Annotated in this window: 23 protein-coding genes; 13 read left to right on the top strand and 10 right to left on the bottom strand. The window is 68.7% G+C overall.

Annotated elements, in window-relative coordinates; genetic code table 11:
* Positions 1-36: 36 nt before the first annotated feature.
* Both C5B90_RS13950 and C5B90_RS13955 read left to right on the top strand, forming a co-directional pair.
* The gene (locus tag C5B90_RS13950) at positions 37-2,628 is read left to right on the top strand and encodes a PAS domain S-box protein (protein WP_115882304.1); all 2,592 of its coding nucleotides are present in this window, start codon (positions 37-39) and stop codon (positions 2,626-2,628) included.
* A gap of 82 nt (positions 2,629-2,710) precedes the next feature.
* Positions 2,711-3,838: a hypothetical protein gene (locus C5B90_RS13955; protein WP_115882305.1), complete on the top strand. Its 1,128-nt coding sequence runs from the start codon at positions 2,711-2,713 to the stop codon at positions 3,836-3,838.
* A gap of 200 nt (positions 3,839-4,038) precedes the next feature.
* On the opposite strand, the gene C5B90_RS13960 is transcribed toward C5B90_RS13955, so the two are convergent.
* Positions 4,039-4,731 (bottom strand): helix-turn-helix domain-containing protein, encoded by a 693-nt coding sequence (locus C5B90_RS13960; RefSeq protein ID WP_115882306.1) that lies wholly within the window; start codon positions 4,729-4,731, stop codon positions 4,039-4,041.
* A 219-nt stretch (positions 4,732-4,950) separates the two neighbouring features.
* Positions 4,951-5,862 (bottom strand): hypothetical protein, encoded by a 912-nt coding sequence (locus tag C5B90_RS13965; protein WP_115882307.1) that lies wholly within the window; start codon positions 5,860-5,862, stop codon positions 4,951-4,953.
* A 54-nt stretch (positions 5,863-5,916) separates the two neighbouring features.
* Between C5B90_RS13965 and C5B90_RS13970 the strand changes: the two genes are divergently transcribed.
* Together C5B90_RS13970 and C5B90_RS13975 are read left to right on the top strand one after the other, a co-directional pair.
* Positions 5,917-6,603 carry a lipoate--protein ligase family protein gene (locus tag C5B90_RS13970; RefSeq protein ID WP_115882308.1) on the top strand — a complete coding sequence of 229 codons (687 nt, stop codon included), beginning with the start codon at positions 5,917-5,919 and terminating at the stop codon, positions 6,601-6,603.
* Positions 6,604-6,717: 114 nt separating this feature from the next.
* On the top strand, positions 6,718-8,007 hold the full coding sequence (locus C5B90_RS13975) for a dihydroorotase (RefSeq protein ID WP_115882309.1): 1,290 nt from the start codon (positions 6,718-6,720) through the stop codon (positions 8,005-8,007).
* A gap of 31 nt (positions 8,008-8,038) precedes the next feature.
* Here the strand turns inward: C5B90_RS13975 and C5B90_RS13980 are convergent, their stop codons facing one another.
* A complete protein-coding gene (locus tag C5B90_RS13980) occupies positions 8,039-8,491 on the bottom strand; it encodes a hypothetical protein (protein ID WP_115882310.1) in 453 nt (150 codons plus the stop codon).
* Between the two features lie 131 nt (positions 8,492-8,622).
* Between C5B90_RS13980 and C5B90_RS13985 the strand changes: the two genes are divergently transcribed.
* Entirely contained in the window at positions 8,623-9,144 is a 522-nt protein-coding gene (locus C5B90_RS13985; RefSeq protein WP_115882311.1) for a hypothetical protein, read from the top strand.
* Between the two features lie 49 nt (positions 9,145-9,193).
* On the opposite strand, the gene C5B90_RS13990 is transcribed toward C5B90_RS13985, so the two are convergent.
* The gene (locus C5B90_RS13990) at positions 9,194-9,982 is read right to left on the bottom strand and encodes a DUF5806 family protein (protein ID WP_115882312.1); all 789 of its coding nucleotides are present in this window, start codon (positions 9,980-9,982) and stop codon (positions 9,194-9,196) included.
* Between the two features lie 119 nt (positions 9,983-10,101).
* On the opposite strand from C5B90_RS13990, the gene C5B90_RS13995 reads away from it, so the two are divergent.
* Together C5B90_RS13995 and C5B90_RS14000 are read left to right on the top strand one after the other, a co-directional pair.
* Positions 10,102-10,470 (top strand): universal stress protein, encoded by a 369-nt coding sequence (locus C5B90_RS13995; RefSeq protein WP_115882313.1) that lies wholly within the window; start codon positions 10,102-10,104, stop codon positions 10,468-10,470.
* On the top strand, positions 10,467-11,021 hold the full coding sequence (locus C5B90_RS14000; protein ID WP_115882315.1) for a GNAT family N-acetyltransferase: 555 nt from the start codon (positions 10,467-10,469) through the stop codon (positions 11,019-11,021). Before C5B90_RS13995 ends, C5B90_RS14000 begins: the two co-directional genes overlap by 4 nt.
* A gap of 36 nt (positions 11,022-11,057) precedes the next feature.
* Here C5B90_RS14000 and C5B90_RS14005 read toward each other — a convergent pair whose 3' ends face one another.
* Positions 11,058-11,513, bottom strand: coding sequence for a universal stress protein (locus C5B90_RS14005; RefSeq protein ID WP_115882316.1), 456 nt, complete (start codon positions 11,511-11,513; stop codon positions 11,058-11,060).
* Positions 11,514-11,614: 101 nt separating this feature from the next.
* Between C5B90_RS14005 and C5B90_RS14010 the strand changes: the two genes are divergently transcribed.
* Complete coding sequence (locus tag C5B90_RS14010; protein WP_186328097.1) at positions 11,615-12,076, top strand: universal stress protein; 462 nt, start codon at positions 11,615-11,617, stop codon at positions 12,074-12,076.
* A gap of 103 nt (positions 12,077-12,179) precedes the next feature.
* Positions 12,180-13,439, top strand: coding sequence for a DHH family phosphoesterase (locus C5B90_RS14015; protein ID WP_115882317.1), 1,260 nt, complete (start codon positions 12,180-12,182; stop codon positions 13,437-13,439).
* 63 nt (positions 13,440-13,502) lie between these two features.
* Here the strand turns inward: C5B90_RS14015 and C5B90_RS14020 are convergent, their stop codons facing one another.
* The 3 genes from C5B90_RS14020 to C5B90_RS14030 are packed head-to-tail and all read right to left on the bottom strand — an operon-like array spanning position 13,503 to position 14,852.
* Positions 13,503-13,931 (bottom strand): DUF5807 family protein, encoded by a 429-nt coding sequence (locus tag C5B90_RS14020; RefSeq protein ID WP_115882319.1) that lies wholly within the window; start codon positions 13,929-13,931, stop codon positions 13,503-13,505.
* A 54-nt stretch (positions 13,932-13,985) separates the two neighbouring features.
* A complete protein-coding gene (locus C5B90_RS14025; protein WP_115882321.1) occupies positions 13,986-14,423 on the bottom strand; it encodes a hypothetical protein in 438 nt (145 codons plus the stop codon).
* A gap of 24 nt (positions 14,424-14,447) precedes the next feature.
* Complete coding sequence (locus tag C5B90_RS14030) at positions 14,448-14,852, bottom strand: 30S ribosomal protein S6e (protein ID WP_115882323.1); 405 nt, start codon at positions 14,850-14,852, stop codon at positions 14,448-14,450.
* A 154-nt stretch (positions 14,853-15,006) separates the two neighbouring features.
* Between C5B90_RS14030 and C5B90_RS14035 the strand changes: the two genes are divergently transcribed.
* The gene (locus C5B90_RS14035; protein WP_115882325.1) at positions 15,007-15,309 is read left to right on the top strand and encodes a rubrerythrin-like domain-containing protein; all 303 of its coding nucleotides are present in this window, start codon (positions 15,007-15,009) and stop codon (positions 15,307-15,309) included.
* A gap of 3 nt (positions 15,310-15,312) precedes the next feature.
* On the opposite strand, the gene C5B90_RS14040 is transcribed toward C5B90_RS14035, so the two are convergent.
* Positions 15,313-15,831, bottom strand: a complete 519-nt coding sequence (locus tag C5B90_RS14040) for a high-potential iron-sulfur protein (RefSeq protein ID WP_115882327.1) — start codon at positions 15,829-15,831, stop codon at positions 15,313-15,315.
* 116 nt (positions 15,832-15,947) lie between these two features.
* Complete coding sequence (locus C5B90_RS14045; protein WP_115882329.1) at positions 15,948-17,042, bottom strand: aminopeptidase; 1,095 nt, start codon at positions 17,040-17,042, stop codon at positions 15,948-15,950.
* Positions 17,043-17,183: 141 nt separating this feature from the next.
* Between C5B90_RS14045 and C5B90_RS14050 the strand changes: the two genes are divergently transcribed.
* From C5B90_RS14050 to C5B90_RS14060, 3 genes are all read left to right on the top strand, one after another.
* The gene (locus C5B90_RS14050; RefSeq protein ID WP_115882331.1) at positions 17,184-18,056 is read left to right on the top strand and encodes a RimK family alpha-L-glutamate ligase; all 873 of its coding nucleotides are present in this window, start codon (positions 17,184-17,186) and stop codon (positions 18,054-18,056) included.
* A gap of 93 nt (positions 18,057-18,149) precedes the next feature.
* The gene (gene gnd / locus C5B90_RS14055) at positions 18,150-19,049 is read left to right on the top strand and encodes a phosphogluconate dehydrogenase (NAD(+)-dependent, decarboxylating) (protein WP_115882333.1); all 900 of its coding nucleotides are present in this window, start codon (positions 18,150-18,152) and stop codon (positions 19,047-19,049) included.
* A gap of 174 nt (positions 19,050-19,223) precedes the next feature.
* Positions 19,224-19,805 carry a 2Fe-2S iron-sulfur cluster-binding protein gene (locus C5B90_RS14060; protein WP_115882335.1) on the top strand — a complete coding sequence of 194 codons (582 nt, stop codon included), beginning with the start codon at positions 19,224-19,226 and terminating at the stop codon, positions 19,803-19,805.
* Positions 19,806-19,832 lie beyond the last annotated feature (27 nt).

Genomic DNA, 19,832 nt, shown 5'->3' on the forward strand with positions numbered 1-19,832 from the left:
CGTGAGATATATACAGTTTCCCGGACTGATACCGGTATGAGCGATTCCCGCGTCGTGCTCGTCGACGAGTGCCCAGACGCCCTCGTCGAGGCTGTCGAGCGACGCGGCTTCACGACCGAGTCGTGTGCGGGGCCGGACGCGGTGTTCGACGCCCTCGACGACGGGGTCGGCGGCGTCGTCCTCTGCGGCGACGTCGACACCGAGTTCGTCTCCCGCATCCGCGACCGAGTCGGCGTCGTCCCGGTCTTCTTTCTCGTCACCCACGGAACCGCGAGCGCCGGCGGGTCGGCCCACGGGAGCGGGGCCATCGTCATCGGTCTGCCAAGGACGAAGAAGGCGACCGCCGCAGTCGCCGCGCGAATCGAGCGCACCATCGAGTTCTCCCGGTGGGCGTCGAGCGGCCGGGACTCGGACTCACTGTACCGGACCGTCGTCGAGCAGAGCCACGACGCCATCTTCATCGCGCAGGACGGCGACTTCCGCTTTTGGAACCGCCGGCTGACCGAACTCACCGGCCGAAGCGACGACGAACTCGCCGAGACCGCGCTTCTCGACGTCATCCACCCCGACGACCGGGAGAAAGTCAGCCGCATCTCCGAGACGCGGCGGCGGGGCGGCGACGCGCCGGTGAGCTACGAGGTCCGCCTCGTCGACGCCGACGGCGGCGTCCGCGAGTGCGCGGCGAACGTCAAGGACATCGAGTATCACGGCTCCTACGGCGTCCTCGTCTCGATGCGCGACGTGACCGAACAGCGCGCCACGGAGGCGCAGTTCCGCGGCCTCGTGGAGTTGGCGCGCGACCTCGTGACCCTCGTCGGGACCGACGGGCGAATCAAGTACCAGAGCCCCTCCGTCACCGACGTGCTCGGGTTCGAGCCCGGCGAACTGGCCGGCAGGCGCGTCGCCGACCTGATTCACCCCGACGACTGGGAGCGCGTCGAGGCCGTCTTCGACCACGCGCTCCAGACGGGGGCCGACGGGACCGAAGCCGTTCGGTACCGCCACCGGAACGCCGAGGGGTCGTGGACGTGGATCGAATCCATCGGAAGCAACCAGGCGGACACCTCGGTCGGCGGGTTCGTCGTCACCTCGCGGAACGTAACCGAGCAGCGGAGCTACGAACAGCGGCTCAAGCGGTACGAGACCATCGTCGAGAGCATCGGACAGGGCGCGTACGTGGTCGATGAGGCGGGTGTGGTCCAGTTCATCAACGAGGCCGCGCTGTCGCGGACGAGCATCCCCATGTCGGCGTTCGTCGGCCGACACACCTCCGCGCTCCGCGACGCCGGCTATCTCGCCGCCGAATACTACGAGCGCGTTGAGGCCGCCCTCGACGCCATTCTCGACGGCGAGAGCACCCGCGAGCGGTTCGAAATCGAGCTGTCGCTCCCCGAGAAGAGCTACGTGGTCGAGTTCACCGTCTCGCCCATCGTCGGCGACGACGGCGAGGTCGTGGGCGCGGTCGGCATCTCGACGGACGTCACGGCCCGAAAGCGGTACGAACAGCGGCTCAATGCGCTCCACGCCTCGACTCGGCGGCTGACTGGGACGACGAGTCGCGAGGAGGTCGCCGAAATCGTCTGCGAGGCCGCCACGGAGGTCCTCGACTACGCGATTAGCGGCGTCCTCCTGTACGACGAGTCGCTGGACGCGCTCGTCCCGACGGCGTTCACGGACGAGGCGTGGGCGGTGTTCGGCGACGTGCCGCCGATTCCGCGGGGGGAGGGTCTGACGTGGGAGGTGTTCGAGCGTGGCGAGCACAACCTCTACCGAGACGTGGACTCGAACCCACGGCGATTCGTCCTCGACGCCGGGGTCAAAGAGGAGCTCATCGTCCCGATTCCCGACCACGGCGTGTTCTTCGTCGCTTCTCTCGACGATGACTCGCTGGCCGACCAGCGCATCGCGCTGGCGAAGGTGCTGGCCGCCAACACCCGCGCGGTCTTGGACCGGGTCGAGCGCGAACAGCAGCTACGTCGGCGCGAGCGCGAACTCGCCAGCCAGAACGAGCAGCTCGAATCGTTCGCGTCGGTCGTCTCCCACGACCTCAAGAACCCGCTGAACGCGGCGATGGGCTACCTCGAACTCGCCCGCGAGCGATACGACGACGACGAACTGGACCGGGTTGCGGCCGCCCACGACCGCATGGCGGACATCGTCGAGGACGTGCTGGCGCTCGCGCGAAACGGCCAGACGGTCGACGAGGCCGAACGGCTGTCGCTCGGGTCCGTCGCCGAGGCGGCGTGGACGACCGCCGCGAGCAACGCGCCGGAAGCGACGCTCGTCGTCGACGGCGACGTCGCGGTCGACGCCCACCGAGGGCGGCTCAGACAGCTCCTCGAGAACCTCTTTTCGAACGCCATCCGCCACGGCGGCGACGACGTGACCGTCGGGGTCGGCCCCCTCGACGACCGCGCCGGGTTCTACGTCGAAGACGACGGTCCGGGGATTCCGCCGGACGACCGCCCCCGCATCTTCGAGGCGGGCTACACCACGAGCTCCGAGGGGACCGGCTTCGGGCTCAGCGTCGTCATGAGCGTCGTGAACGCCCACGGCTGGAGCGTCTGGTTCGTCGAGAGCGACGACGGCGGCGCGCGGTTCGAAATCACGACCGAGAGCAACCGCTGACGGCCTCGGAAGCGACCGCTGACGGGACGGGAGTGTCGCCGCCGGCGGCAACACTAATTGCGGGTCGTCCGAACGGAGCGCCATGGAGACACCAGACGAGACGACCGTCCGCGCGGCCGACTCGTGCCGGGAGTCGCTCCCCGAGCGCGTCGACGGCGGGCGGGTGCTGTTCGGGTTCGACGGCTACATCGACCGCGTTCGGGAGTTCGTCTCCGAGCGGCAGTCGGCCGACGCCTACGAGCGAGTACCGACGCTCGAAGCGTTCGCCGACCGCGTGAACGACTCGGTCGAAGCGGAGAGTTCGCTCACCTTCGAGTGGATTCAAGACGGCGTCCGAACCGGTGGACACGTGAGCCACCTCGCGCGCGCCTTCGACCGAATGGGGTTCGAGCCCGGAGTCGTCGGCTGTCTCGGCGACCCGGTCGAAGAGCCGTTCGTCGAGGAGTTCGGCCACCTCCCGCTGGAGACCCTCGGGTCGCCGGGCTACACCGACGCCGTCGAGTTCGACGACGGGAAGCTGATGCTCACCGAAATCGGCGCGCTGATGACGCTCGACTGGGCCGGAATCGAGTCGCGCGTCGGCCTCGACCGACTGGCCGAACTGGTCGACGGGACCGAACTCGTCGGGATGGGCTACTGGTCGGAGATGCCCGAGCTACCGGACGTGGCGCGCGGCCTCCGCGAGGAGTTGTGGCCGACGCTGTCTGACCCGCCGGAGACGCTGCTTTTGGACCCCGGCGACCTCAGAAAGCGGGAGCCGGAGGTGGTCGCCGCGGGCGTCGAACAGGTGTCCGCGCTGGACGACGCGGTTCGCGTCGTCGCGTCGGCGAACCGCTACGAGACGCGCTATCTCGCGCGGTTGGCGGGCGTCGAGAGCGACGACTTCGGCCGCGAGTCGCAGGCGGCGTTCGACCACCTCGGCGTCAGCCGGTTCGCGGGCCACGGCATCGAGGAGGCCCATCTCATCGATGACGAGGGGGCCGCGGCCGTCGGCGTCCCCCGGACGGACGACCCGGTGTTGACGACGAGTTCCGGCGACCACTTCAACGCCGGCCTCGCGCTCGCGCACGTCCTCGACCTCGGCCGCGCGGAGTCGCTCGTCGTCGGCAACGCCGTCGCGGGCCACTTCGTCCGAAACGGGTCGCCGCCGACGTACGACGAGGTCCGGACGTTCGCCTCGGAGTACCTCGATTACTTCGACGCCGCTTAAATACTGATTGTCCACACAAGGGTCAGATATATTACTAGAATCGGCGTATCGATATGCGTCGGTGGCACCCCCCACGCGGGCGCACCGCCGGAGAGACCACAGGTCGCCTCCATCGCGGTTCACTATCGACACCACCGTGGCAATCCGCGCCCGATTGCCACATCCCCACCACGGTCCCGTTCTGACGCGTCGTCGGCTCTTCACTCGGACCGCGAGTCGCGGCCGATGTCGTCGATATCGTCTATCGCCGAGCCCACGAGGTGCCGGAGTGCTCGCCGAAGTCGCTGCGAGAGCGCCTGTTCGGTGATGCCCAACCGGCTCGCGATGTCGTCGAGGCCGGTCTCTTTCGGCGTCTCGAAATAGCCCCGTTCGAAGGCGAGCCGAAGCGCCGTCAGTTGCTTCTCCGAGAGGGCGGTGTCCGGGGGGTGACGCTCGTCGAGGCGGGCGGGCTCGACGCGGCGCACGTCGATGTCGATGTCGCGGGAGAGACACGCGTCGTGGAACCGGGTGGTCAGCTCGTTCGACGGGAAGTACACCGACAGCGACCAGCCGTATCTCGTGCCGACCATCCGGCGGACGATGCCGTCGCACTCGCGAATCGCCGAGATGATATCACCGTCGCGGGTCGCCCACTCGCAGCGGTAGAGCCGTCCCTCGGGACCGTCGGAAACCGGCTCGAAGTGCTCGATGCTCGCGTGGTCGTCGAGGAAGTCGTCGAGCGTCTCGCGGTCTTTCCCGCGGGCGACGAAGTACGGAACGGGCTTGCCGGACACGGGAATGCCGCCGACGAACGTGAGTTCGAATTTGGGGTCTTCGAGCGTCGCGTCGGAGGACACGCTGGCCAGCGGGTGGCCGAGTTCGACCTCGTACCCGGTGTCGCGGTCGTCGGTCATCGCGGCGCGGGGACGGCGGCGTCGAAGACCGAAACGACGGCACACGTTCGTATGTCGAGTCTCACAAACGGAGAAAAATACGGGTGAACGAAGGATATTTTTTGCGGAGACTCGCCCTTTCATAGTAAAGGAGTTTAAGAACTGACCCTCAATATGGCGGACCCGTTCAGTCGCCACCGACCGACCCATTCGTGTCAGTTATAAATCATCTCTGCGGAATCAGTCGAGTCTAATGGGGTCGGAACTGGGGCGAATCGCGACCGATACCTCGTCGCCGACGGCGAGGTCGTGGCCGGGGCAGACGATTTTGGTCCCGAAATCGACGCGGGACGCGAATAGTGACAATCCGGTTACTTTCTCTCCGTCGGCGAGCACGTCGAAGCCGGCCCACGGAACGTCCCGACTGGCGGTCCGACCGACCCGCTCGCCGAGGAGCGACAACGACTGCCCGTCTCCGACGGGCGAGAGCGTGCCCCCGAACCCGTAGTGGGCGAGGCCGCCGTCGAGAACGACCCCCTCGTCACTCGCGAGGCCGACGAACTCGTCGGGGCCAACCCCCGCGTCGGCGCGGGCCGGCGCGTCGAGGACGACGAACGTCTCCGCCGTCTCGACGACGGTTCCCGTCCCGTCCCAGTCGAGCGGCGAGACGGTCACGTCGGGCGAAACTGGGAGCGACCCCCGGGCGCGGTGCTGATTCGCGTCCGCAGGGCGAAAGCCGAGGTGGACGTGATTTGCGACCCACGGGGCGAAGAACCCGGAGCGGACGAGTCGTCCCAGCGAGTCGCCGACGGCGACTTCATCGCCCGCGTCGACCCCGGGGTCGACGTGGAGGATGCGCGCGACCAGTCCTTCGCGCGGGTCGTCGTCGGCGTCGCCGAGCCAGTCCAGTCCGGTGGTGTCGGCGTCGACATCGACGAGGATGAGGTACTCGTCGTCGTGGGCGTAGGGCTTGTCCGGTGCGCGGACAGTCCGCGTCTCGCGGACGGCCCCCGCGACGGGCGAGCGGGCCACCGGGTCGTCGTCGGCGACGTAGAGGTCGATTGCACAGCCGCTGTCGTGGGCGGGATACGGCGAGTTGTAGAGCGAGAAGCGCTCGAAGCGCGAAAGCATCGACCGCGGCAGTCGCAGCATGGTCGTCGGGACGGGACGGGTGCGCTTAGGTACGTCGGGGTGGTTCTCTCGGGCATGCGCGTCATCCGCGGCCGCGGGCCCGACCGAGACGCAGACCGAGCGGTCACCGCGGCCATGCTCCGCGAGGCGGGCGAGACGGGCGAACCGGCCGTCCGAGCGTGGACGCCGCACCGACAACTCGCGTTCGGCAGGCGCGACACCCACGCCCCGCGGTACGACGAGGCCGTCGCCGCCGCCGAGGAACGCGGGTTCCCGGCCGTCGAACGCTCCGTCGGCGGCCGCGCGGTGGCCTACACGGGAACCACCGTCGCGTTTGCCCACGCGCTCCCGCTCGACGACGCCCGGACCGGACTCGACGCGCGGTACGAGGCCGGAACGACCGCCGTCGTCCGCGCCCTCCGAACACTCGGCGTCCCCGCACGCCGAGGCGAGCCTCCGCAATCGTACTGTCCCGGCGACCACTCGGTCCAAGCGGGCGGGAAGCTCTGTGGCATCGCCCAGCGGGTCCGCAAGGAGAGCGCACTCGTCTCCGGCGTGGTCGTCGTCGCCGACCGCGACGAGATAGCCGACGTGCTCGCGCCCGTCTACGAGGCCATCGAGGTCCCCTTCGACCCGGATTCGGTGGGCAGCGTCGCCGACGCCGGGGGGCCGGCGAGTCCGGACGCGGTCTGCGACACCCTCGAAGCCGTCTTCGTCGGCGACGCGGACACCCGAGTCGAAGACGCGGCGGCCCTCGCGTGAGCGACGCGGGGCGTGTCCAGCGGTGGGAGAATACGATGGGTCGAAGCCACGTTCCGAACCGCCGCCACTACCCGAACCGCCGGACTTAGCACCCGGCGCATCGCACCCCCTCGTATGCGAATCGAGAACGCGACGCTGGCCGACGGCCGCGTGGTCGATGTCCGCGTCGAGGACGGGACCGTCGAGGCGGTCGGCGACCTCGACCCCGTCGCCGACGAGGAGACCGTCGACGCCGAGGAGAACCTGCTTCTACCGGGCGCTATCGACGTGCACGTCCACTTCCGCGAACCGGGCTTCGAACACAAGGAGACGTGGGAGACGGGCGCGCGGAGCGCCGCCGCGGGGGGCGTGACGACCGTCGCCGACCAACCGAACACGGACCCGACGACGACCGACGGCGCGGGCTTCGACACGAAGGCCGAGCGCGCCGCGAAGTCCTGTATCGACTACGGCATCAACGGCGGCGTCACCGCCGACTGGGACCCAGACAGCCTCCTCGACCGACCGCTTTTCGCCCTCGGTGAGGTGTTCCTCGCCGACTCGACCGGCGACATGGGCATCGAGGCCGACCTGTTTTCCGAGGCCGCAGAGCGCGCCGGCGAGGCGGGCGTGCCCGTCACGGTCCACGCCGAGGACGCCGACCTGTTCGACGAGTCCGCCATCGAGGGCGACCTCGGTGGGGTCGGCCACGACGCCGACGCCGACGCGTGGAGCGCCTACCGCACTGCCGAGGCCGAGGCGGCCGCCGTCGAGCGCGCCGTCCGCGTCGGCGGCGAGACCGGCGCACAGATTCACATCGCCCACACGAGCACCCCCGAGGGCGTGGACGCCGCCCGCGACGGCGGCGCGACCTGCGAGGCGACGCCGCACCACCTCTTCTTGTCCCGCGACGACCTCGCCGAGTTGGGCACCTACGGCCGGATGAACCCGCCGCTCCGCTCCGAGGCGCGCCGCGAGGCCATGTTCGAGCGTCTCGCCGACGGCCGCATCGACATGGTCGCCACGGACCACGCGCCGCACACGCGCGAGGAGAAAGAACAGACGCTCCTCGACGCCCCCAGCGGCGTCCCCGGCGTCGAGACGATGGTACCCCTGCTTCTCGGCGCGGTCGTCGAAGGCGACCTCACGGCCGAGCGCGTCCGCGACGTGGTGGCCGCGAACCCTGCCGAGGTGTTCGACCTGCCGCGCAAGGGCCGCATCGAGGCGGGGGCCGACGCCGACCTCGCGCTGTACGACCTCGGCGCCGCCCGCGAGATTCGCGGCGCGGACCTCCACTCGAACTGCGACTGGACCCCGTTCGAGGGCCACACCGGCGTCTTCCCGGAGTGGACGATGCTCCGCGGCGAGTTCGTCTGGGACGGCGACGGCTTCGGCGAAGTCGCCGGCGAGAACGTCCGCGACTGAGCGCGATTGAGCGCGACTGGGGCCCGAACCCTCAGAACCGCGCGGCCACGACCTGCGCGCCCTTCCAGCCGACGCCGACGAGCACCGCGAGCGGTGCCGTCAGGACGACGAGCGAAACTGCCGACCCGGCGAGGCCGCCGAGTCCGCCGAGTGCGGACGATGCGACGACGGTCGCGAGGAAGCCGCCCACGGCGAGGACCGGCGAGACCAGCGCGTAGGCGAACAGCCAGCGCTGGTTGCGAGTGAACTCGACGCCGTACCCCGGACCGGGCGGGATGAGCAGGCCGCCCGCGAGGAGGACGAAGCCGGCGACTCCGAACACGAGGAGGAAAAAGCCCGCGAGTCCGTGGGCGAAGCCGTCACTTCCGGGCGGCGGCGGGGGCATCGTGACGGCGGTCCGCCAGACGAACGCGAGGAGCGCGACCCCGGCACCGGCGACGGGGAGCTGAAACGACCCGAGGACCGCACGGAGTGACCATCGCATCGGGCCGACTGTCGGCGGGGAGACAGATAGCAGTTCCGTCGTCACCGGGCGTCGGAGGTCCGGTCGGGGACCGAACAGACCCGATGCAAGCGAATCCTTTTCCCGTCCGACACCCCGAGGGAGTGACACGCATGACCGACGAGCAGACGCCGCCCCGAGGTCGCGGCCCGAACGCGGACGAACCGCACGCACTCACGGGACTGCTGTCGTTCTGGGAGACGGTCGTGGAGGACGCCGAGGCAACCGCGGCCGAGTACGAAGACGAGGGCTGGGAGACGCTCGTGCTCCATCCCGGCGACGTGACGGTGCTGCCGCCGGCGAACCTGCCCGAGGCGACGGAGCGCGTCGGGTTCGACGTGCTCGTCCCCGGAAGCGAGTTCGAGTCGCTGTCGTCGTGGGTCAAATCGGCCGAGTTCGACCGCTACGACGTGTACCGCGCCCGCGAGGACGACACCGTGTTCGCCGTCTCTGTCGTGCAGGACGCCGCGGCGTCGAAGGCCGTCGTCGTCCCGCTGTACTACGGACTGGACAAGGTTGACGCGATGGTGACGCGAGCGCGAGAACAGGGCGAACTCCGTCTTTACGTCCGACCGGTCGAGGCGGACCGACGCGTCGAGTTAGTCCAGTCGGACCCGGAGCCGCTTTTCCCCTGACTCCGAGTCGGCGGGGAGTCGGCTCTGAACCGACCCCGACCGCAGGGCCTCACTCCTCGTCCGACAGCTCTTCTTGTCGCAGTTCCGTGCTCGCCTCGCGGACCTCGCGCATGACGCTCGAAATGCGCTCTTCGGCCTCCAGTTCCTCTTCGACCGAGAGGTCCACGCCCTCGACTTCGAGCAGGAACTTGGCGATTTCCGTCACCTCGTACATCATCTCGTCGAGTTCCTCGGCGGTGAAGAACCCGGACATCGCGCCGTAGAGGAACGTCGCGCCCGACTTCCGGACCTTGTCGCGGAACGCCGAGCGGGCCTGATTGACCGCCTGCGGGGTGTAGGTGTCGGTCATGAAGGGGACGAGTTCGGGGAGGTTGTTCCCGATTTTCGTCATCTCGACGCCCGTCTCGGTCCGGAAGTCGGCGCAGAGTCGCGCGATGGCCCACTCGCGAGCCGTCACGTAGGTCCGCTGGCGGAGGAAGTCGTTGACGCGGTCGTACTGCGCGCCGTCGACTTTCTTGAACCGGGCGTACTTCTGTACGTCCTCCGGAACGGCGTCTTCGGCGGCCTCAGCGTCTTCAGCGTCCGAATCTGCTCCGGCAGTGGCGGCCTCGGAATCAACTGAGTCGGTCTCTGAGCCGGTCGCGTCCTCGTCGGCCGCGTCGGCGGCCTCCGAGTCCGTCGGTTCCGCACCCGTCGTCTCCGCAGTTTCGGCCGACGCGTCTGCCATCTCCGCGTCTGCCGCCGCTTCGTCCGCCTCCGCTCGCGCGTCCGCGTCGGGGCGAGCCGTCTCCTCGGCGTCGCTCGCGCCCGTCTCGAACTCGTCGGACTCGTCTGTCATACCGCGGGCTACCGCGGCACGGCCGAAAAGGGTTCCGCGACGCGCGGTCCCCCGCCGGCGGGGGTGTCGCCCCCGATTCCGGGCAAGGGTTTTCTATCACGACCGCGAGATTGGGAATCATGAAGGTACTGCTCGGAATCGGTGGCAGCGACGATTCCATCCGAGCGCTCGAAACGACGGTCGAACGGACGGCCAACGTGGGCGACGACCTCACGGTCGCCATCGTCGACAACCCGGCCGGCGAGCGCTCGCGCGAGGACATCGAAACGCGGGTGACGGAACTGCTCGACGAGCGCGGTGTCGACGCGCCCGTCCGTCTGCTCGACGGCGACCCGGGGAGCGCCCTCGTGGACCTCGCCGAGAACGAGGGGTTCGACCAACTGGTGCTCGGCGGCGGGGAGACGAGCCCGATGGGGAAGATACAGATCGGCAACATCGCGGAGTTCGTCCTCTTGAACTCCCACGTGACCGTCACTCTAGTACGATGAGCAACCGAACGTTCTCCGACGCCGTCGCCGACCCCTACGACGCGCCGCCGCTGTCGTTCACCGACAGGGAAGACCGCACCATCGAGGTGCGCGCGTACGACGGCTCCGACGAAGAGATGGAGGCGCTCGTCGAGATGTACGACGCGTTCGACCCCTCGGACCGCGCGCAGGGCATCCCGCCGGGGCGCGAGGACCGCATCCGCGACTGGCTGGAGAACATCCTCGACGAGGACTGCCTGAACGTCATCGCGTGGGACGGCGACGAGGTGGCCGGCCACGCGACGCTCGTCCCCGACGGCGACGCCTACGAACTCGCCATCTTCGTCCACCAGACGTACCAGCGCGCCGGTATCGGTACGCGGCTCATCAAGGCGCTCCTCGGCCACGGCCGGGTGTCCGGCGTCGAGAAGGTGTGGCTCACGGTCGAGCGCTGGAACCGCGCGGCGGTCGGCCTCTACCAGACCGTCGGCTTCGAGACGAGCGACGCCGAGAGCTTCGAACTGGAGATGACCATCCGGCTCGCCGAACCTCCGGACGAGGAGGGCGGTTGAAGGCGACGGGGAGTCACGACGACAACGACCTGCGATTCAGACCGAGAGGACGGGCTGGCTGGCGTACAGAAGGACGTACTCGGCGGCCTTGGCGAGCACTTCGCCGGGGTCACCCGAGACAGGTTCTCGGGGCACGACGATGAAGTCCGCGTTCAGCTCTTCTGCGGTGTCGAGGACGACGCTCCCGGGGTGGCGGAGCTTGCTCGTCCGCGAGAAGCCGTAGGCGACCGAGGTGGTGACGGGAACGTCGACGTCGTCGGCGAGGGCCGAGACCGTGTCGGTGACGGCCTTGCTGTCCTCGGCGACGGCGTCCTCGTCGACGACGCCCTGCTCTATGGCACGGACGACGTCCTCGCCGAGGACGTGGACGGCGTGGACCGTGGCGTCGTACTCGGCCGCGACGGCGGCGGCGTACTCCGCCGCGCGCGTCGCCTCCTCGCTTTGGTCGACCGGCACGAGGACGAGGTCGATAGAGAGCGGGCGCGATGACATGCTTCCACCTGCGTCGGGCGACGACAAAAAACTCACCCCACGGTCCCGACGGCCGGCCGCCCCAGACTGGTTTTATGCCGCCGCGCCGTGAACCCGTGGACATGTTCGACACCATCGTCATCGCCACCGACGGCTCGGCGAGCGTCCGCCGGGCGGTCAGCGTCGCCGTCGACCTCGCAGAGCGGTTCGACGCGTCGGTCCACGCGCTGTACGTCATCGACGCCGGCGACGTGGAGACCGCGCCGGATCGACTCCGCGACGAGATGCGTGACGCGCTCACCGAACGCGGCGAGGAGGCGCTCGCCGAGGTCGAGGCCGCGACCGACCGCGAGGTGACCGTCGCGGTGCGAGAGGGCCGCCCCGCGGCCGAGATTTCGAACTACGCCCGCGAGGTGGACGCCGACGCCGTCGCCATGGGCACCCGCGGCCGACACGGCGAGAACCGCTTTCTCATCGGGAGCGTCGCCGAGCGCGTCGTCCGGACCTGTCCGGTGCCCGTGCTGACGGTCCGCCAGTTGGAAGAGGGGACGACGGACTCTCTACTGAGCGACGAAGCCGCCTGAGCGGGCCGCGTGGGTCGGTTCGGTCGCGACCCGCGAGACGTTCGACGCGGTCGCCGCCGACCGAATCGGGAGGAGTTTTCCCCGTCGCGCCCGAGTTCGGCGTATGGAAGACGAGCTCATCGACAGTTCTCAGCTCTCGCTCCCCCGTAAGTCCGTGCTCCCCGGAGCCGGATTCTTCTACCCCGACTCGTTCGACGAAGAACGCGCCGAAGAACGCGCCAGAGAGAAACTCGAAGACGCGTCGGTTGCGGTCGTCACCGACACCGACGCCGACGGCCTCGGCTGCGTCGCCCTCCTCCGAGAGGCGTACGACGCCGCCCTCGACGTGGCCGACTTCGAAGAACGCATCGAGGAGAAACTCGCAGACGACGAGGACGACGAGGAGGAAGACGACTCCGCCGTCGCCGAGGAAGACGAAGAAGCGCGCCCGAAATCGCCGGTCGCGCTGATGGGGTCGAGTCCGTACTCGCTCGAAGACGACCTCCAGCGCGTCGCCGACTACGCCCCCGAGGGCGTCGAGGTGTACGTCTGTGACCTCTGTCCGGACAAGTTCGAGTACGTTGAGGAGGAACTCGCCGCGCTCGTCGAGACGGCGGGCGAGATTCACTGGTACGACCACCACCAGTGGAAGCCGGAGGTCGCCGAGGCGGTCCGCGAGGCCGGCGTCGACCTCGTCGTTGGCGAGTCCGACGAAGAGTGTTCGACCGACGTGACGCTCCGCGAACTCGACTACGAGTTCGACGAGCGGTTTTCGGAACTCGCGGCCGTCACCCGCGACCACGACCTCTGGCTGAACGAAGACGAGCGGAGTCAGGACCTCGCGGACTACGCCTACTGGACCTCGAAAGAGGAGTACGTCGCCGTCGTCGGCGCGTACGGCGCGGACCTCCCGCCGGTCGTCGAGGAGTACATCGCCCACCGCCGCGTCGAAAAGGAGAACCTCATCCAAGCCGCCGTCGACCGCGCCGAACTGAAGACCGTCGGCGACTGGACGGTCGGCGTCACCTACGGCCGGTGTTCGCAGAACGAGGTCGCCGACGCCCTCCGCGAGGCGGGCGCAGATGCGGCGGTCGTCGTCAAGCCCGCCGGGAGCGCCAGCATCCGCGGCTCCGACGACTTCGAGCGCTGTCACGAGGTCGCGGACCTCGTCAACGGCGGCGGCCACCCGAAGGCCGCCGGCTGTAAGCCCGATATCTACGACGACATGCTCGACTACGCCCACCACTGGACGACGCAGGGCGCGACGACGAAGCGCGTCATCCTCCGCGCGTTCGAGCAGGTCGCCGACGCGGTCGAGAAAGAAGAAGCAGAAGCCGACGACGAGGCGGCCGACGACGACGAAGGCGTCGAGACCGAGCGGTAACGGCGAACGCGACTCCGAAGCCGACTCCGAAGCGGAAAACCAGCGTCGAAAGACGGAGGCCGATTACGCGTCGTCGACGACCCAGCGGTCGGAGTACGTCGTCCCGCAGGTGCATTTGGCGTAGGCGTGGACCACGTCTCCCTCCTCGTAGATGCCGCCGACCTCCTCGTTTTGCTCCTCGGCGAAGGAGAAGATGAACTTCACCTCGTGATTCTCTTCAGTGGCCGCCTCGGGGCAGGTGCCGCCGCTCAGGTCGTCGTCGATGTCGCCGTCGTTGCCCATGGCGGTCTGGGCGAACTCCATGGCGTCCATACCCGTGCCGGCCGCGAAGGCGCGGCGGCCGTCGTCACCGGGGACGACGAGGACGTAGCCGTTGTCGACTTCGACGCCCATGTTCGGGAGTTTGCCCTGGCTGTCGAGGTACTCGTGGGTGAGATAGAGCGCCACGTCGTCGAGGCGCTGGCCTGCGAGGTACTCCGTTACCTTGCTCATACCCCGCCTAGGGCGGTCGGCGCGTAAAAGCGGCGTGTCTCGGAGTGCGACCGGTCACTCGTCGGGCAGGCCGAACTTCTCGGCGATGCTCGAAAGCGAGTCGTTCGGGCGCTCGGTGACGCGGTACACCTGTCGGACCCCGGGAACCCGGAGGCCGTACTGGTAGCCGTCGTCCAGTTCGTCGAGTTCGACGGCGTCGCCGTCGGCCCGGTCGTGTTCTCTGCACCACTCGACGAGCCGATTCTCGCCGTTGTTCGGGGTGCGCGCGAGACGCTTGTTGTCGTACGCGCCGCGAATCACGAGTCCCGAGGCGTCGGCCGAGAGACGGGCGTGATACGCGGTGCCGCCGAGGTGGAGCCGAACGAACTCGCCGTCTTCGGCGGTCACGTCGTCGGGGACGCGCAGACAGGGGCGGCGGGTCCCGCCGCTCCGGGCGATGTTCGCGCGGAACGTCTGGACCGACGGATGGTCGGAGGGCAGTTGCTCTGGCACGGGAAAGAGAGGAGTGAGACGGCGTTATTCGTCGTCCGCTTCTTCGTCGTCGCCCTCGCCGAAGGCGGCGGCGACGTCGCCATCACCGGAGACGACCTTCGCGTTGATCTGGACGGTCTCGCCGGAGACCTCGCGGCCGCGGACGGTGACGCGCTTGCGCTCGCCGTCGCGGGACGGCTTGTAGCCGATGCCGTCTTCGGCGAGGATTTCCTTGAGCGCGCCGCCGGGGACGTCGGGGTGCATCGGTCGGCCGGCCTTGTCCGAACCGCCCGTCAGTTCGAGCGTGAAGCCGTCGAGACCGACGGCCGCGCCGTCGACCTCGTCACCGAGGTCGCGGCCGAGGAATCGGTTTGCGTCCTGTCCTTCGACGTCGACTTGGTAGGTCGCACCGGTGTCGGGGTCGGCGACGACGACCATGAATTCTGCCATGCGCGGATGAAAACGGTCGCGGATAAAAAGTACGTCGAAAGCGCGTCTCGGGACCGCACCCGTCGAATCGGGTCGAAACCGTCGAATTCGGCGGTATCAGCGAGAACGACGTGTGCTGGCAAGAGTTAACACCTGACACGGCGTACACCGTAGCATGAGCAAGGATATCGCCACGCGTGAGCCTGCAGACCTCGTCAAAGCCAAATCCAGGGCGCTGGTCGGTCCCGAGCCGACAGACCTCGTCGAACGGCGTCCGGCGGAGTTGGTCGAGCGCCGGACCGACGCGCTCGTCGAACGCCGGACGGAGACGTTAGTCGAGGCGGAGCCGACGACACTCGTCAAGCGCTCGTGGTACGAGTGTACTACCTGCGGCTACCGCTCGGGACACGGCGTCTACGAGCAGGTGTGCCCGCGGTGCGGCGGGTCGCTGAAGAACATCGGCGTGGCCCAAGAGTGAGCCTCAGACGGCGTACGCAGTCTCATTTCCGTCTCCGCCCCCTTCTTCTTCGGCCTCGGCCTCCTCGATAGACTCCCAGAGCGAACACCAGTCAGCGGGGTCGACGTAGCCCTCGACTTTCGCGCAGGCTCCGAAGCCGTCGCCGTTCTTGTCGGGGATGTACTCGGCGCAGTTGCCGCAGTCTCGTCCGGCCTCGGTAAGGCCCGCCTCGACGGCGTCGTCCGCCTCTTGGAACTTGACCGCCTCCTTCGTGAACAGGTCGTCGGGGTCCCGCCGCTCGTTCGCCTGCGAGAGCGCGGTCCGGTACGCCTCCGGAACTGGACCGTGTTCGAACTCCTCCTCGGAGACACCTTCTGGACGCTCCTCGTCGTGGTCGTCGTCCATCGCTTCGGTCGTCGTTGTCGTCTCCGTCTCCGTCTCCTGTTGGCCCCCACCGCCGCCGAGACAGCCAGCGATACCCACAACCGCACCACTCCCCGCCAGTTCGAGGAACCGCCGCCTCGTTCGGACGAATCGTGCCATAGCCGAAGACTACGTCCTCAGGCGGGTTCAGTAGGCGCAGCGTTATCACGGGCCATGGTATCTTAACCGTCACAACCCCAGCAGACGGTGAGTTCAGAAAACAGCTCTGAGACGGCTTAGAACCCGTCTTCCCACCGGAACGTACCGTTCCGCTGGACGACCTCGCCATCGACCTCGATGCGCGAATCCTCGCTCATGTCGGTTATCATGTCCACGTGGACCGCGGACTGGTTGCCGTCTTCGCCCTCGGGGAGACACGCGCCGTACGCCCGCCCGACCGCGAGGTGGATGGTGTCGCCCATCTTCTCGTCGAAGAGGATGCTGTCGGTAAAGCGGTCGATGCCGCGGTTCATGCCGATGCCGAGTTCGCCGAGGCGGCGCGCGCCCTCGTCGGTGTCGAGGATACCGGCCAGCGCGTCCTCACCCGTGCCCGCGGAGAAGTCGACCACTTCGCCGGCCTCGAACGTCAGGTGGACGTTCTCGACGCGCTGGCCCTCCAGCGTCATCGGCACGTCGAAGAACACCTCGCCCTCGACGGCGTCCTCGACGGGCGCGGTGAACACCTCGCCCGACGGGAGGTTGTGAGAGTCGTAGGCGACGGAGGCCGCGGAGTTGACCGCGGTCCGGCCCTCGATGGACATCGTGAGGTCGGTGTCCGCCTTGACGATGCGGACCTCCGACCCGGCGTCGAGCACGTCTTTCATGTTCGCCATCTCGTCGGCGAGTTCCGACCAGTCGCGGAGAATCGCGTCGTAGACGAAGTCGGCGTACTCCTCGAACGACATACCGGCCTGCTGGGCCGCCGCGCGGGTGGGATGGACCGTCGAGACCCAGTCGGTGTCCATGCGCGCCTCTTTAACCTCGCTCGTGGCGCGGCCGTAGGCCTGCCGCGTCTCGGTCGGCACGTCGGCGGTCGCCGCCGTGTTGCGGGTGCCACCGAGGAAGAGCACCGAGTCGGCGGCCTCGTAGAGGGCGAGTTCGTGCTCGGGGAGGTCGAAGTCGCCGTCGTGCGCGCGGAGGTACGCCCGCTGGACCTCCTCGGAGGCGTAGGTCGTGACGACGCTCGCGCCGCGCTCGCCGAGGGCGTCGGCGACGGCGACCGCGAGGTCGTGAGCCCCCTCGCCGACCGAGACGACCACGTCGTCGCCGGCCTCGATTCGCGCGCTCCAGTCGACGAGCACCGCGGCGTGCTCGTGGATGCGTTCGTCCATACGCGACCCTCGTGCGGGGCGGTAAAAACGTCGGCGTCTGCGGGCGTGAGACCGTCCACCGCGACCCCGACGCGGGCGATGTTCGTCGGACGGGCCGAGCGTTACAGAACTCTTATCGCCCGATATCTGCCATCATCTCCCGTGACTTCCATCGCACTCGCCACCTCCGAGGACCACCCGGGACTCGTCGACGACGACGCCTCGTTCCTCGCTGCGCTCCGGGAGCGTGACGTGGCGGCGGAGCCGGTCGTCTGGTCCGACGAGTCGGTCGACTGGGACGGCTTCGACGCCGTGGTCGTCCGGTCGATTTGGGATTACTACCGCCACCCGGCGGCGTACGCCGCGTGGGTCGACCGCCTGTCAGACGCCGACTGCGCGGTGTGGAACCCGACGACGACGCTCGACTGGAACAGCCACAAGTTCTACTTGCGGGACCTCGCCGACGCCGGCGTCTCGACCCTGCCGACGGAGTACGTCGAACGCGGCGGCGACGTGTCCCTCGAAGCCGTCTTCGAGACGCGAGGGTGGGACGGACTCGTCGTCAAGCCCGCCGTGAGCGCGGGCGCATTCGAGACGAGACAGCTGAGCCGCGCGGAGGCCGCCGACGCCCAGCAATGGGTGGACGACCTCGTCGCGGAGAAAGACGTGCTGGTTCAGGAGTTCGCGCCGGACATCGAAGACGGCGAGTGGTCGCTCGTCTTCTTCGGCGACGAGTTCAGCCACGCGGTGGTCAAGCGCCCCGAACCCGGCGACTACCGCGTCCAAGAGAAACACGGCGGAAGCGTCCACGTCGAGGAGCCGAGCGAGACGCTGCTCGACAACGCCCGGCGCGTCGTCGACGCCGTCTCGGCCCACCTCGGTGGCGACCCGCCGCTGTACGCCCGCGTCGACGGCGTGGAGCGCGGCGACGGCTTCCTCCTCCTCGAAGTCGAACTCATCGAACCCGAACTGTTCTTCCGGACCGACGACGCCGCCGGCGACCGATTGGCCGAGGCGCTGTTGGCGCGGCTCTGAGCGGGCGGCCGGCTCTGAAGGTGTCGCCTCGGCGGTCGGCCGCGCACGCACCAAACCACAACCACTACCACCCCCCGCGGACGATGCCGACGCATGCAACTAGGCGTCATCGGCCTCGGCCGGATGGGGCGCATCGTAGTCGACCGAGTGCTCGATGCCGGGCACGAGGTCGTGGCCTTCGACCTCTCGGCGGAAGCCGTCGCGGCGGCCGCCGACGCGGGTGCTGAACCCGCGGACAGCGTCGCCGACCTCGCCGACCGGCTCGGCGACGACAAGCGAATCTGGCTCATGGTCCCCGCGGGCGACGCAGTGGACGCGACCCTCGACGACCTCGACCCGCATCTCGACGGGGACGACGTGGTCGTCGACGGCGGCAACTCCCACTTCGAGGAGTCCGTGCGGCGCGCCGAGGCGTGCTCGGCGGCCTACCTCGACTGCGGCACCTCCGGCGGCCCCGCCGGTGCCGACCTCGGCTTCTCGCTCATGGTCGGTGGCCCGCAGTGGGCCTACGACGAGCTGACTCCCGTCTTCGACGCCGTGGCGACCGGCCCCGCCGGCCACGGCCACATGGGCGAGTCCGGCTCCGGCCACTACGTGAAGATGGTCCACAACGGCGTCGAGTACGCGCTGATGCAGGCGTACGGCGAGGGCTTCGAACTGCTCGCCGAGGGCCGCTACGACCTCGACCTCGAATCGGTCGCCAACACGTGGAACAACGGCGCGGTCATCCGCTCGTGGCTCCTCGAACTCTGCGAGGAGGCGTTCCGCGAGGAGGGAAGCGACCTCGGCGACGTGGACGACCACGTCGCGGGCGGCTCGACGGGCACGTGGACGGTTCAGGAGGCCCTCGAACAGGAAGTCCCCGTCCCACTCATCTACCAGTCGCTCGCCGAGCGGTTCGGCTCCCGTGCCGACGACCGCTTCTCCCGCCGCCTCGCCAACCGGCTCCGGTACGGCTTCGGCCGTCACGAGGTCGCGCGGAAGGACGACTGAGACGGTCGTCCCCGGCGAACTGCCCCGGCGCAACCGCGACGACCGCGACGGACACCTCGCGCCCTCGATACTGAGGGAACCCGCGTGAGACCGTCGTTTCGGCGGTGAAATCGACCGCCCGCGGGTGCCGCCACAATCACAATTTCCTTAACCCCTCCCTCCATATCCGCCGGTATGGCAGTCATCAGTCTGGTGGGTGTCGGGGCCGGATTGGTCCTGGTACTCCTCGCCGTCGCCCTGCACTATTCGAAGGGCACCGGCTGGGAGCCGACCGCCGACATCACACAGGAAGTCCTCGAACGCCGCGCGGCGACCGTCGCAGAGACCGACTTCCCCGAGCCGATGAACCGTTCCATCGGCGGGGGCGGCGGCGTCGCCGCGGTCGCGGGCGGCGAAGAGGGCGCCGAACTCGAAGGCGAGGAGGCGGAAGAAGAGCCGAGCCCCGCCGACATGCCCGAAGACGAAGTCGAATACTTCGAAGTCGAGTTCGTCAAGCAGGGCGAGACCATCGAACTGGCGAGCAACGAGACCGTGCTCGACCAGGGCGAAGACGCCGGGATGGACCTCCCGTACGCGTGTCGGCAGGGTTCGTGTGTCTCCTGTGCCGCGAAGATTACCGACGGCCCGGCCGAGGAGTACATCACGCACCACACGCAGGAGACCCTCTCCGGCGAGGAGATGGACAACGGCTACACGCTGACCTGCGTCGCCTACCCGAAGGCCGACTTCGCCATCGAGACCGGCGAAGCGCCGTAACGCGACGACCGCAACCACCCACCGTTT

It is taken from the genome of Haloferax sp. Atlit-12N (genome assembly GCF_003383095.1).
In the GTDB taxonomy this organism is placed as follows: Archaea; Halobacteriota; Halobacteria; order Halobacteriales; family Haloferacaceae; genus Haloferax.